Genomic DNA, 13389 nt, shown 5'->3' with positions numbered 1-13389 from the left:
GCCGATTTTCCCCTCCCCACGGGAACCACCGATCGCTGCCATTCGTGATCCAACAAGGCACACTAGGGGTGCATACGACCCAAGTCCCGCCATGTGTGACCGACCGGACCGGGGCAGCGCCGAAAGGGGTGGGAACGTCATGGACACCATGGACAAGGATCGCGACATCCCGGCACCAGGGGCCCGGGCGCTATGGACCGAGGAGCCCGCCCGCAGGCGGCGGCTGCCCGATCCGGTGCGCACGTCGGCGGTGCGGGCGGTCATCATCGTGGCGGTCACGATGGTGCTGGCGATGGTGGCGGTGCTGTGCGCGTTCGCCGGTTCGTGGTTCGCCTTCCCCGCCGTGCTCATCGCGGTGGCGAGCACGGTGGTGGCGACCTGGGGGGTGCTGGACGTCTGGGTGACCCGGCAGGTGTGGAACCAGCGGTACGGGGTGGTCTCCCGGCCCAGCAGCTCGGCGCGGGAGATGCGCCGCCAGCGGCGGCGGGCCCGTAAGGAGGCGGTCAGCGCGCGACGGGCAGCCGAGCGCGGGCGAGCTCGCGGCGCAGCCGCGTGAAGGGTTTCGGGCGGTTGACGGCGAGCACGGCGGTCGGGATCTCGCCCCGTTCGTAGACGGCGAGGAAGCCACCGGCCGCCTCCGCGCCCGCCCCCTCATCGGGATTGCCCTCTACGATCCGGACGGTGTCGCCGGGGTCGCGCCGCCCGGCGAACTGGATGCGCGCGCCGTACTGGTCGGACCAGAAGTAGGGCAGCGCGCCGAAGGGTTCGACGGTGGCCCCGGCGAGCAGGTTGCGGGCGGCGACCGCGCCCTGTTCGGCGGCGCTGGTCCAGTGCTCGGCCCGTACGGTGTGCCCCGTACCGGGCTGGGCGAGGCGGGCCACGTCGCCGACGGCGACGACGGTCGGCAGCGCGGTCGCGCAGCCCTCGTCGCACAGCACCCCGTCGTCCAGGGCCAGCCCGGAGCCTTCCAGCCATCCGGTGACCGGGCGCACCCCGACCCCGACGACGACCACATCGGCGGGCAGCACCCGGCCGTCGGCCAGCTCGACACCGGTGACGCGATCGGTGCCGCGCAGGGTGGCGACGCCCGTGCCGCACAGCAGGGTCACGCCGTGCGCGGCGTGCAAGGCAGCGCACACCTGGGCCATGCGCTCCCCCAGTTGCGGAACGAGCGGCAGCGGCGCGGCCTCCACCACGGTGACGTCCCGCCCGAGGGCGGCGCAGGACGAGGCGACCTCGGCGCCGATGAAACCGGCGCCGATGACGACCACCCGGGCCGCCCCCGCCCGCAGTTCGGCGCGGAGCCGCCGGGCGTCGTCGAGGGTGCGCAGGGTGTGCACCCCGGGCAGGGCGGTGGCGCGCAGCGTCCGGGGCGCGGCCCCGGTGGCGATGACGACGCCATCGGTGCGCAGGGTACGGCCGTCGGCCAGCGCGACCGAGCCCGCCGCCGGATCCAGCCGGTCGGCCCGGACGCCGAGCAGCCACTCGGCGTCCAGTTCGGCCTCGTCCTCGGGGTCGGTGAGGGCGAGCGGGCCGAGCCCGCCGTCCGGTTCTTCCTGATCCGTAAGGAATGCCTTCGACAGCGGAGGGCGGTCGTACGGACGGTGGCGCTCCTCGCCGACGATCACCAGCCGCCCGTCGTAGCCCTGGTCGCGGAGACCGCGCGCCGCGTGCAGTCCCGCGAGCGAGGCTCCGACGACGGTCACCGTCCGCATCATGCGACGGCTTCTTCCTGGGCAGCGGGCACCAGGGGGTGGACACAGAGCATTCCGTCCACCACCGTGACCGCATGCGTACGTACCGGTTTGCGGGCGGGCAGACAGGTGGGCATGCCGGAGCGCAAATCGAACAGGGCGGCGTGCAGCGGGCATTCGACGTAGCAGCCCTCGAGCCAGCCTTCGGAGAGGGAGGCGTCCTGGTGGCTGCAGGTGTCGTCGACGGCGTAGAACGCACCCTCGGAGTGGAACACCGCGATCGCCGCGTGGCTGTCGCCGGCCTCGATGCGCACCGACTCACCTTCCGGCAGATCCTCGATACGGCAGACGGGAATCATTGGCCCCCCTCACGTTGATCGGTATCATGCGTTGTGAATGGCGCACCGAAATGCGCGATGCGCAACAGAATCCAGATTGGGAAGGCAGCCGTCAAGAGTTGCCCGTCGACAGGCCCCCACTCGGAGCCATCGGATGGTGAGATCAGACCCATGACGAACACGACCGAGGACCGGGCCGAAGACAAGCGGGGGGCCTCCGGGGCAGTGCAGTCGGTGGACAGGGCGGTCAGCGTTCTGGAGATCCTCGCCAAGCTCGGCGAGGCCGGAGTGACCGAGATCGCCGATGAGCTGGGCGTACACAAGTCCACCGCGTTCCGGCTGCTGGGCGTGCTGGAGAACCGCGGCCTGGTCGCCCAGGAGCGCGAGCGCGGGAAGTACTACCTGGGCGCCGGGGTGCTCAGACTGGCGGGCGCGGCCGCCATCCGGCTCGACATCTCACAGGAGGGCGCCCCGGTCTGCCGGGCGCTGGCAGACGAGACCGGCGAGACGGCCAACATCGCGGTGCTGGACTCGGACGCGGCGGTCAACATCATGCAGGCCCGCGGGGCCGCGGCGGTCACGGCCTACAACTGGCTGGGGCGGCGCACCGCGCTGCACGCGACCGCCAGCGGCAAGATGCTGCTGGCCCATCTGAGCGGCGAGCGGCGGGAGCGGCTGGTGACGCGGAAGCTTCCGCGGTTCACCGAGCACACGATCACCACCTCGGCCGAGCTGCGGCAGCAGCTGGAGACCGCCGCCGAGCGCGGTTTCGCGTACTCGTGCGAGGAACTGGAGATCGGACTGAACGCGGTCGCGGCTCCGGTGCGCGGCCATGACGGCGCGGTGATCGGCGCGATAGGCGTCTCGGGGCCGGTGTACCGGATGGCCCAGAGCCAGCTGCTGGACCTCGCCGAGCACGCGATGAAGACCGCCGAGGAACTCTCCCGCCGTATGGGTTTCCCCGGCTGACCAGCCACGACGCACCACCCGTACGACCGACGAAGGGGCCGGATCCGATCCGGCCCCTTCGTCGTGTCCGGGACCGGAACCCGTAGTCAGCGCTGGTTTACGGACGGTTTTCGCGCACCTCTTGACGCGTCGTGGACACGGCTTTCAGGATGTCCCTCATCGCGCAACACGCCGCGCTATACGCAACTGAGGGGTAACCAGCGGCCGTTCAACCGGCTGACTTCCCCGCGTCTTCCGAGTTCCTCATTCATGCCAGCTCGTGCCAGCTCCCACGCACCGGTCCCTGCCCGCGCAGGAGAACAGAGGAGTGAGCCATGCCGCAAGAAGTCCGCGCCGCCGTGGCGCTGAAAAAGGGCGCACCCGTCGAGGTGCTGCCGGTCCTCGTGCCCGATCCCGGCCCCGGCGAGGTGCTGGTGGGGGTCCAGGCCTGCGGGGTGTGCCACACCGATCTGCACTACCGGGACGGTGCGATCGGCGACGATTTCCCGTATCTGCTCGGACATGAGGCGGCCGGAATCGTCGAGGCCGTGGGCCCCGGGGTCACGGGTCTCGCCCCCGGCGACTACGTGGTGCTGGCCTGGCGCGCGCCCTGCGGCGGCTGCCGCTCCTGCCGCCGCGGCCGCCCCTGGTACTGCTTCGAGAGCCGCAACGCCGCCCAGCCCATGACCCTCGCCGACGGCACCGCGTTGAGCCCGGCGCTCGGCATCGGCGCGTTCGCGGAGAAGACGCTGGTCGCGGCGGGGCAGGCGGTGAAGATCGACCCGTCGGCCCGGCCCGAGGCGGCAGGGCTGATCGGCTGCGGGGTGATGGCCGGTTACGGCGCGGCCGTGCACACCGGCGGGGTGTCCAACGGCGACACCGTCGCGGTCATCGGCTGCGGCGGGGTGGGCAACGCGGCGATCGCCGCGTCCGCGCTGGCCGGGGCGCGCCGGGTGATCGCCGTGGACATCGACGACGCCAAGCTGGACGCGGCCACCCGCTTCGGCGCCACCGACACCGTCAACTCCCGGGGCACCGACCCGATCGAGGCGGTCCGCGAGCTGACCGGGGGCGTGGGCGCCGACATCGTCATCGACGCGGTGGGTCGCCCCGAGACCTACCGCCAGGGCTTCTACATGCGCGATCTGGCCGGAACGCTGGTGCAGGTCGGGGTGCCGGACCCGGAGATGCGCATCGACCTGCCGCTGATCGACGTGTTCGGGCGGGGCGGCGCGCTCAAGGCGTCCTGGTACGGCGACTGTCTGCCCAGCCGGGACTTCCCGGTCCTGGTCGACCTCCATCTCAGCCGGAAGCTCGACCTGGACGCGTTCGTCAGCGAGACGATCACGCTGGACGAGGTGGAGCCCGCGTTCGCCAAGATGCAGCGCGGCGGGGTGCTGCGGTCCGTGGTGGTGCTGTGATGACCGGGCACAGGCATCAGCGCGTCGTCATCGTCGGCGCCGGGATCGTCGGCTGCTCGCTCGCCGATGAGCTGGCCGCCCGCAGCTGGAGCGACGTCACTGTCCTGGAGCAGGGCCCGCTGGCCGCCCCCGGCGGCTCGACCTCGCACGCGCCCGGGCTGGTGTTCCGGACCAGCCCCTCCAAGACCCTCACCGAGTTCGCCCTCTACACCGTGGAGAAGTTCTCCGCGCTTCAGGCGGACGGACTGTCCTGCTTCAACCCGGTGGGCGGTCTGGAGATCGCCACCAGTGAGGAGCGCTGGGCCGATCTGCACCGCAAGGCGGGGCTCGCCGCGTCCTGGGGCATCCGGGGCGAACTCCTCTCCCCCGCCCGGTGCGCCGAACTGTGGCCGCTGCTGGACCCGGAGAAGATCCTCGGCGGCTTCCACACCCCGGACGACGGGCTGGCCCGCGCGCAGCTCGCCTGCCGCGCCCAGATCGAGCGGGCCAGCGCGCGCGGCGCCCGCTTCCTGGAGCGGCACACCGTCACCGGCATCGAGCAGGACGGCGGCCGGGTCACCGCGGTCGTCACCGACCGGGGCACCTTCCCCGCCGACATCGTCGTCTCGGCGGCCGGGTTCTGGGGCCCGCTGATCGGTGCGATGGCAGGCGTCCGCGTACCGCTGCTGCCGCTCGCCCACCAGTACGCGAAGACGGCGCCGCTGCCGGAGCTGGCCGGGGTGAACGACCCGCGGACCGAGGCGAGCCGTCCCCTGCTGCGCTTCCAGGACCGCGACCTGTACTACCGCGAGCACACCGACCGCATCGGCATCGGCAGTTACGCCCACCGCCCGATGCCGGTCGACCCGGCCGCCGTGCCCGCCTTCGACGACGCGCCGGTGATGCCGTCCTCGCTGCCGTTCACCGAGGAGGACTTCGCGCCCAGCTGGGAGGACAGCGTCGGGCTGATCCCCGCGCTCGGCGAAAGCCGCGTCGAGGAGGGGTTCAACGGGGTCTTCTCCTTCACCCCCGACGGGATGCCGGTCGTCGGCGAGTCCCGTGAGGTGCGCGGCTTCTGGCTGGCCGAGGCGGTGTGGGTGACCCACTCCGCGGGCGTCGCCAGGGCCGTCGCCGAGTGGATGACCGACGGGCGGCCGACCGTGGACGTCCACGCCTGCGATCCGTACCGCTTCGAGGACGCCCAGACCTCCCCCGCCTACATCGCCGACCGCGGTGCGCAGAGCTTCACCGAGGTCTACGACGTCATCCATCCGCTGCAGCCCGTGGAGCAGCCGCGCCCGCTGCGGGTCAGCCCCTTCTACGAACGCCAGCGGGAGCTGGGCGCGTACTTCCTGGAGGCCGCGGGCTGGGAGCGGCCGCACTGGTACGAGGCCAACGCACCGCTCGCCGAGGGGCTCGAACTGCCGAAGCGGGACGCCTGGTCGGCCCGCTACTGGTCGCCGATCGCCGCCGCCGAGGCCCGGGCCACCCGGGAGCGGGTCGCGCTGTACGACATGACCCCGCTCAAGCGGCTGGAGGTCTCCGGCCCCGGCGCCCTGGACTTCCTGCAGCGCATGACCACCAACCAGCTCGCGAAGAAGCCGGGCGCGGTCACCTACACCCTGCTGCTGGACGAGGCCGGGGGCGTACGGAGCGATCTGACCGTCGCCCGCCTGGACGAACAGCGCTTCCAGGTCGGCGCGAACAGCGGCCTCGACCTGGACTGGCTGCTCCGTCACGCGCCCGCTGACGTGCACATCGCCGACATCACGCCCGGCACCTGCTGCGTCGGAGTGTGGGGCCCGCTCGCCCGGGAGCTGGTCCAGCCGCTGACCCGGGACGACTTCTCGCACCAGGCGTTCGGCTACTTCAGGGCCCGGCGCACGTACATCGGTCATGTGCCGGTGACCGCGATGCGGCTGAGTTACGTCGGCGAGCTGGGCTGGGAGCTGTACACCACCGCCGACCTGGGCCTGCGGCTGTGGGACACGCTGTGGGAGGCCGGGCAGCGGCACGGGGTGATCGCCGCCGGGCGCTCCGCCTTCAACAGCCTGCGGCTGGAGAAGGGCTACCGCGCCTGGGGCCATGACATGACCACCGAGCACGATCCGTACGAGGCGGGCGTCGGCTTCGCCGTCCGGATGAACAAGGGCGACTTCCTGGGGCGCGCGGCCCTGGAGGGCCGCGGCGAGGAGACGGCGCGGCGCAGGCTGGCCTGTCTCACCCTGGACGACCCGGCCGCGATCGTCCTGGGCAACGAGCCGGTGTACGTCGAAGGAGAGGCCGGTCTCCCCGCGGGCTATGTGACCAGCGCCGCGTACGGCTACACCATCGGCCGTACCGTCGCCTACGCCTGGCTGCCCGCCGGGGCCGCCGTGCCCGGAACCGCCGTTCACATCGAGTACTTCGGCGAGAAGGTCCCCGCGACCGTGGCCGCCGAGCCCCTCTTCGATCCGCGCATGGAACGCATCCGCCGCTGATTGCCCGCCAGAGGAGAATCCCATGACCGTGGCTCCCGAATCCCCCGCCGCCCCGGCCTCCAGCCTGATCACCACCCTCCCCGGCCCCTGGTACACCTCCCCCTCGGTCTTCCGGGGGGAGCAGGAACACCTGTTCGAGGCGATGTGGTTCTGCGCGGCGCGCAGCGCCGACCTGGACCGGCCGGGGGCGTTCCGCACCGTGCAGGTGGGCCGGGAGAGCGTGCTGATCACCCGCAATCGCGCCGGTGAGCTGCGCGCGTTCCTCAACATCTGCCGCCACCGCGGCGCCCGGTTGTGCACCGAGGAGTCGGGCACGGTGCGGCGCTCGCTCCAGTGCCCGTACCACGCCTGGACGTACGACCTGGACGGACGGCTCACCGCCGCCCCGAACCTCCAGCGGATGCCCGACGTGGACCGCGGCGAGCGCGGGCTGCTGCCGGTGCGGCTGCGCGAGTGGCTGGGCTACGCCTGGGTGTGCCTGGCCGATGAGCCGCCGTCGTTCGAGGAGAACGTCGTCGGGGCGGTCGCCGAGCGGCTCGGCGACACCGACGCCGTGGAGCGGTACGGCGTGGCGGGGCTGTCGCTCGGCCGCCGGATCGAGTACGACATCAAGGCCAACTGGAAGCTGATCGTCGAGAACTTCATGGAGTGCTACCACTGCGCGACGATCCACCCCGAACTCACCGAGGTGCTGCCGGAGTTCGCCGACGGCCTGGCGGCGCAGTACTTCGTGGGGCACGGTGCCGAGTTCGCCGAGGAGGCCCAGGGGTTCACGGTCGACGGCAGCGCGGGCTTCGACCGGTTCAGCGGCATCGCCGAGGACCAGGACCGCCGCTACTACGCGATCACCGTGCGGCCGCAGGTCTTCATCAACCTGGTCCCCGACCATGTGATCGTCCACCGGATGTTCCCGCTCGCCGCCGACCGCACGCTGATCACCTGTGACTGGCTGTACGCGCCGGAGGTGGTGGCGTCGGAGCGGGATCTGTCCAAGTCGGTCGAGCTGTTCCACCGGGTCAACACCCAGGACTTCGACGCCTGTGAGCGCACCCAGCCCGCCATGCACTCGCGCGCCTATCGCGGCGGCGGGGTGCTGGTGCCCAGCGAACACCACATCGGCGCCTTTCACCAATGGGTGACCGACCATGTCCCGGCCCCGGAAGTGAAGGAATGCCCGTGAGGGATCTCTTCATAGGAGGCCAGTGGACCCAGGCGATCGACGAACGCACCCGGGACATCAGGTGTCCGGCCGACGGCTCGCTGGTGGCCGTCGTCGACGAGGGCGGCGGCAAGGACGCGGCCGAGGCGGTGGCCGCCGCCCGGCAGGCGTTCGACCACGGCCCGTGGCCGCGCACCCCGGTCGCCGCCCGCGGTGATCTGCTGCTGCGGGTCGCCGGTCTGCTGGCCCGCGACAAGGCGGCCCTGGCCCGCGCGGAGTCCCTGGACACGGGGAAGCGGCTGACGGAGAGCTACGGGGACGTCGACGACGTGATCGCGTGCTTCCGCTACTACGGGCAGCTGGTGCGCACCGAGGCGGAGCGGATCGTGGAGACCGGCACCGAGGGCGTCGTCAGCCGGGTCGTCTACGAACCGGTCGGGGTGTGCGCGCTGATCACCCCGTGGAACTATCCGCTGCTGCAGACCGCGTGGAAGGTGGCCCCCGCGCTCGCCGCGGGCAACGCCATCGTCCTCAAGCCCAGTGAGCTGACCCCGTCCACGGCCATCGCGCTGATGCGGCTGCTGGCGGAGGCGGGGCTGCCGGACGGGGCGGCCAACCTGGTGCTGGGGCCGGGCGCCGAGGCGGGCGCCCCGCTCACCGACAACCCCGATGTGGACCTGGTGTCCTTCACCGGGGGCCTGCGCACCGGGCGGCGTGTCATGGCCGCGGCGGCGGGCACGGTCAAGCGGACCTTTCTGGAGCTGGGCGGCAAGAACCCCAACATCGTGTTCGCGGACGCGGACTTCGAGAGCGCCGTCGACTACGCGCTCACCGCCGTCTTCCTGCACTCCGGGCAGGTCTGCTCGGCCGGTGCCCGACTGCTGGTGCAGACCCCCGTGCACGACGCCTTCGTGGAGGAGGTGGTGCGCCGCGCCCGCGAGATCCGGCTCGGCGGGCCGTTCGACGAGCGGGCCCAGACCGGTCCGCTGATCTCGGCCGCGCACCGGGCGAAGGTCGAGGCGTACGTGGCCACCGGGCTCGCGGAGGGCGCCCGGCTGCGCTGCGGCGGCTCCCGGCCGGACGATCCGCAGCTGCGGGACGGCTTCTACTACCGGCCGACGGTGCTCGACCGCTGCCACAGCGGGATGTCGGTGCTGGCCGACGAGTCGTTCGGGCCGGTCCTCACGGTGGAACGTTTCGCCTCGGAGGAGGAGGCGATCCGGCTCGCCAACGACACGGTGTACGGGCTCGCCGGGGCGGTGTGGTCCTGCGACGAGGGGCGGGCGCGGCGGGTCGCGTCCCGGCTGCGGCTGGGCACCGTATGGATCAACGACTACCACCCGTCGGTTCCGCAGGCGGAGTGGGGCGGGTTCAAGCAGTCGGGGACAGGGCGGGAACTGGGGCCGAGCGGGCTCGCCGAATATCGCGAGGCGAAACACATCTGGTGCAACACCCACCCCAGGCCTCAGGGTTGGTTCACCTGACCCACGCCCGGGCTCGCCCGCCCGATATTGGAGTGTCCACCGTGTCCACTACGCAGGACGACGCCGAACTCACCGAGTTCGGCTACCGCCCCGAGCTGAAGAGAACCCTCGGCAGCTTCCACACCTTCGCCGCCGGAATCAGCTACATCTCCATCCTCACCGGCACCTTCCAGCTCTTCTACTTCGGCTTCGCCCAGGGCGGGCCCGCCTACTGGTGGTCCTGGCCCATGGTCTTCGTCGGACAGCTCATGGTCGCGCTGTGCTTCGCCGAGCTGGCCGCCCGCCATCCGGTCGCCGGATCCGTCTACAACTGGTCGAAGCGGCTGGGCAACGCGCATGTGGGCTGGCTGGCCGGGTGGATGATGCTGGTCGCCTCCATCGTGTCGCTGGCCGCCGTCGCCCTCGCCTATCAGCTGACGCTGCCGCAGATCTCCTCGGCGTTCCAGTTCATCGGGGACGGCTCCGGTACGTACGACACGGCGACCAACGCGGTGCTGCTGGCCACCGTCCTCATCCTCTTCACCACGCTGGTCAACGCCTTCGGGGTGAAGCTGATGGCCCGGATCAACACAGCCGGGGTGTTCCTGGAACTCGTCGCCACGGTCGTGCTGATCGTTCTCCTCGCCGTCCATGTGGTGCGCGGTCCGGGCGTCGTCACGGAGACCGCGCACACCGGTTCCGGGCAGAACCTCGGCTATCTGGGCGCCTTCCTCACCGCCTCGCTGGCCTCCGCGTACGTCATGTACGGCTTCGACACGGCGGCCTCCCTCGGCGAGGAGTCCCTGGACCCCTCGCGCAACGCGCCCCGGGCGATCCTGCGCGCGCTCATCGCGTCCTTCGTGCTGGGCGGGCTGATCCTGCTGCTGGCGCTGATGAGCGTCGGGAGCCTGACCGGCGAGGGGCTGTCCACGGACGGTCTGCAGTACGTGGTGCTGGACGTGCTCGGGCCGACGGTCGGCAAGGCGATGCTGTGGTGTGTGCTGATCGCGGTGACGGTGTGCGCGCTGGCGGTGCACACGGCGGCGGTGCGGCTGGCGTTCGCGATGTCCCGGGACAACAACCTGCCCGCCGCGTCGCTGATGGCCCGGGTGAGCCCGCGGTTCCAGACCCCGGTGCTGCCCGCGGTGATCGTGGGCCTGCTCGCGCTGGCCGTGCTGGCCGTGAACATCCGGCAGCCGCAGATCTTCTCGGTGGTGACCAGCATCGGCATCATCATGATCTACGTGGCGTATCTGCTGGTCACGCTGCCGATGCTGGTGGCCAGGGTGCGGGGCCGGTGGACTCCGGCGGGTGAGGGGCGGTTCTCGCTGGGGCGGTTCGGGCTGCCGGTCAATGTGCTCGCGGTGCTGTGGGGCGCGGGCATGACCCTCAACCTGGCGTGGCCGCGCGACGCGGTCTACAACGCGGCTCCGCCGCACCACTGGTATCTGCGCTGGGGCGCGTTCCTCTTCGTGGGCACGGTCGCGCTCGGCGGGTTCGCCTACTACTGGTTCGTCCAGCGCCACCGTACGGGCGTGCTGGCCGAGCACGCGGCGGCGTCCGAGACGGACAGCGGCACGGCCGCCACGGTCTGACGGGCGCGGGGAGCACGGAGGGGCAGCCTCTCCGCGCTCCGCCGTACGGGTGATCCGCTGTGCGCGGCGTTGCCTGCGCCTCACCGGAATGGGTTACTGAGTCCGTCAATATCCGGCGGGCCGCCCATCCTTTCCGGAGGAGTGGAAGGCGCGCCGTCATGCTCATTCCGCATCGCCCGGACGGGCTCATCATCCTCACCGACCGCCACGGGAACCGCGTCGCCGTCATCGACCCGGCCTCCCGCACGGTCGTCCACATGTCCGGGGGGCCCGCCCCGCTCATGGCGCCGGGACTCTCCGGCCGCCTCTCGGTCCCCACGGGCGTACTCACGGCCGCGCCCTCCGGCGAGTTCGACCTGGTCAACCCGTTCTCGGGAGTCTTCCCCGACCAAGGCCCCTACTCCGGCGGCACCGTGGTGACCCTCATCGGGGTCCACTTCACCGGTGCCACGGACGTGCGCTTCGGCCCCCGCCCGGCGGCGAGCTTCACCGTCCTCGACGACGCGACCATCATGGCCGTGACCCCCGCCGGGACCGGTGCGGTGCCGGTCACCGTCACCACCCCCGGCGGCAGCGCCCGCATCGGCTACTTCTTCTACCTGCGCTGGCCCAGCCTGCGAGGCGTCGTACCCGCCGCCGGTCCGATCGGCGGCGGGAACGTCGTCGAACTCAGCGGCGTCAACCTGTTCACCGCGCTGCTGGTGAACTTCGGCTCCGCCACCGCCCACCCCACCACCGTCTCCGACCAGCAGCTCCTCGTGGCCGCTCCCCCGGCCGCGGGGCCGGGGACCGTCCCGGTCTACGTCACCACGACCGGCGGGATCAGCAACCGACTGCTCTACGCCTACGTGTCCGTGCCCACGGTCACCGATGTCTCCCCGGAGACGGGAACGATCTCGGGCGGCACCACCGTCCTGGTGACCGGCACCGCACTCTCCCGCACCACCGCCGTCACGGTCGGCGGCGTCCCCGCTGCGTCCTTCCGCGCGTTCTCCGACACCCTGCTCGTCGTGGTGACGCCGCCGGGCACAGCGGGGCCCGCCGACCTCACGGTCACCACCCCCGGGGGCAGCGTGACGGTCCCCGGGGCCTTCGGCTACCAGGCGCCCACGGAGACGACGGTCACCTCGGCACCCGATCCCTCCGTGGTCGGGGAGGAGGTCACCTTCACCGCCACCGTGGTGGGCGACCCGCCCACGGTGGGCACTCCGACCGGCACGGTCGCCTTCGACTTCGGCGACGGCACCCCGGTCGTGGTGACCCAGCTGGAGGACGGCACCGCCACGGTGACCCACGCCTACGCCGACCCGTCGGTCACCCCGTACGCCGTCACCGCGTCGTACGACGGCGACACCCTCTTCATGCCCTCCGGCGGGACGGACACCCAGACCGTCGGCCAGGCGGCGACCACCACGGCGGTGACGGCCTCGCCCGACCCGTCCCAGCCCGGTCAGCCGGTCACCGTCGTCGCCCAGGTCGCGCCCGTGGCGCCGGGGGCCGGTACGCCGACCGGCACGGTGACGTTCGACTTCGGCGACGGCACTTCCCAGAGCACCCTGCCGCTGTCGGGCGGCGCCGCGAGCGTGGACCACACGTACGCGGACGTCGGCGGGAGCCCGTACACGGTCACCGCCACCTACAGCGGCGACGCCGACTTCACCGGCTCCGTCGGCACCGACACCCAGACCGTCGACCAGGCCGCGACCGCCACCGAGGTGGACCTCACGCCGAACCCGTCGGTCGTCGGGCAGCAGATGACCGCCACGGCGACGGTCTCGGTCGTGCAGCCCGGCGCGGGCACCCCCACCGGCACCGTCACCTTCGACTTCGGCGACGGCACCCCTACCACCACGGGCCCCCTCACCGGCGGCACCGCCGCCGCCACGCACACGTACACCGGCGCCGCGGGCAGCCCGTACCCGGTCACCGCGACCTACAGCGGGGACGCGAACTTCACGTCTTCCTCGGAGACGGACAGCCAATCGGTGGGCCAGCCCCTGACGACGACCGCCGTGGTCTCCGCGCCCGACCCGTCCGCGATGGGCGAGGCGGTCACCCTCACCGCCACCGTCGCCGCCGTGCCGCCCGGCGCGGGCACCCCCACCGGCACCGTCACCTTCGACTTCGGCGACACCACCCCGACCGTCACCGCCGAGCTCACCGGCGGCACCGCCGCCGCCACGCACACGTACACCGCCGCCGGCGACTACCCCCTCACGGCCGCCTACAGCGGCGATGCCGACTACACCCCGTCCAGCGGCACCGACACCCAGACCGTCCAGCCCGCCGACACCACCACCGCCGTCACCACC

General features: G+C 72.1%; 10 protein-coding genes. 8 read left to right on the top strand and 2 right to left on the bottom strand.

All coding sequences use genetic code 11. The annotated features are described in order from the left end of the window. Nucleotides 1–139: 139 nt before the first annotated feature. The gene (locus ACZ6CL_RS39280; protein WP_468945464.1) at nucleotides 140–556 is read left to right on the top strand and encodes a hypothetical protein; all 417 of its coding nucleotides are present in this window, start codon (nucleotides 140–142) and stop codon (nucleotides 554–556) included. Here ACZ6CL_RS39280 and ACZ6CL_RS39275 read toward each other — a convergent pair. Beyond that, nucleotides 504–1715, bottom strand: a complete 1212-nt coding sequence (locus tag ACZ6CL_RS39275; RefSeq protein ID WP_468945505.1) for an NAD(P)/FAD-dependent oxidoreductase — start codon at nucleotides 1713–1715, stop codon at nucleotides 504–506. The two genes, ACZ6CL_RS39280 and ACZ6CL_RS39275, sit on opposite strands and share 53 nt — an antisense overlap. Beyond that, the gene (locus ACZ6CL_RS39270; RefSeq protein WP_468945461.1) at nucleotides 1715–2053 is read right to left on the bottom strand and encodes a bifunctional 3-phenylpropionate/cinnamic acid dioxygenase ferredoxin subunit; all 339 of its coding nucleotides are present in this window, start codon (nucleotides 2051–2053) and stop codon (nucleotides 1715–1717) included. The genes ACZ6CL_RS39275 and ACZ6CL_RS39270 overlap by 1 nt, the downstream gene beginning before the upstream one ends. Nucleotides 2054–2203: 150 nt before the next feature. On the opposite strand from ACZ6CL_RS39270, the gene ACZ6CL_RS39265 reads away from it, so the two are divergent. The 7 genes from ACZ6CL_RS39265 to ACZ6CL_RS39235 all read left to right on the top strand — a co-directional run. After that, nucleotides 2204–3001: an IclR family transcriptional regulator gene (locus ACZ6CL_RS39265; protein WP_468945459.1), complete on the top strand. Its 798-nt coding sequence runs from the start codon at nucleotides 2204–2206 to the stop codon at nucleotides 2999–3001. A 314-nt stretch (nucleotides 3002–3315) separates the two neighbouring features. Continuing rightward, nucleotides 3316–4401 carry an S-(hydroxymethyl)mycothiol dehydrogenase gene (locus ACZ6CL_RS39260; protein ID WP_468945456.1) on the top strand — a complete coding sequence of 362 codons (1086 nt, stop codon included), beginning with the start codon at nucleotides 3316–3318 and terminating at the stop codon, nucleotides 4399–4401. Further along, complete coding sequence (locus ACZ6CL_RS39255; RefSeq protein ID WP_468945454.1) at nucleotides 4401–6860, top strand: GcvT family protein; 2460 nt, start codon at nucleotides 4401–4403, stop codon at nucleotides 6858–6860. Before ACZ6CL_RS39260 ends, ACZ6CL_RS39255 begins: the two co-directional genes overlap by 1 nt. 22 nt (nucleotides 6861–6882) lie before the next feature. Further along, nucleotides 6883–8040, top strand: coding sequence for an aromatic ring-hydroxylating oxygenase subunit alpha (locus ACZ6CL_RS39250; RefSeq protein ID WP_468945452.1), 1158 nt, complete (start codon nucleotides 6883–6885; stop codon nucleotides 8038–8040). Beyond that, on the top strand, nucleotides 8037–9503 hold the full coding sequence (locus ACZ6CL_RS39245; RefSeq protein ID WP_468945451.1) for an aldehyde dehydrogenase family protein: 1467 nt from the start codon (nucleotides 8037–8039) through the stop codon (nucleotides 9501–9503). The genes ACZ6CL_RS39250 and ACZ6CL_RS39245 overlap by 4 nt, the downstream gene beginning before the upstream one ends. Nucleotides 9504–9535: 32 nt before the next feature. Further along, the gene (locus ACZ6CL_RS39240) at nucleotides 9536–11077 is read left to right on the top strand and encodes an APC family permease (protein ID WP_468945449.1); all 1542 of its coding nucleotides are present in this window, start codon (nucleotides 9536–9538) and stop codon (nucleotides 11075–11077) included. A 158-nt stretch (nucleotides 11078–11235) separates the two neighbouring features. Beyond that, on the top strand, nucleotides 11236–13389 hold a 2154-nt coding region (locus ACZ6CL_RS39235; protein WP_468945446.1), incomplete at its 3' end, for an Ig-like domain repeat protein.

The sequence above is a fragment of the Streptomyces sp. NPDC041200 genome, from assembly GCF_055591805.1.
The sequence above is the reverse complement of the archived record's forward strand: the minus strand, read 5'-3'. Positions and strand labels throughout refer to the sequence as shown.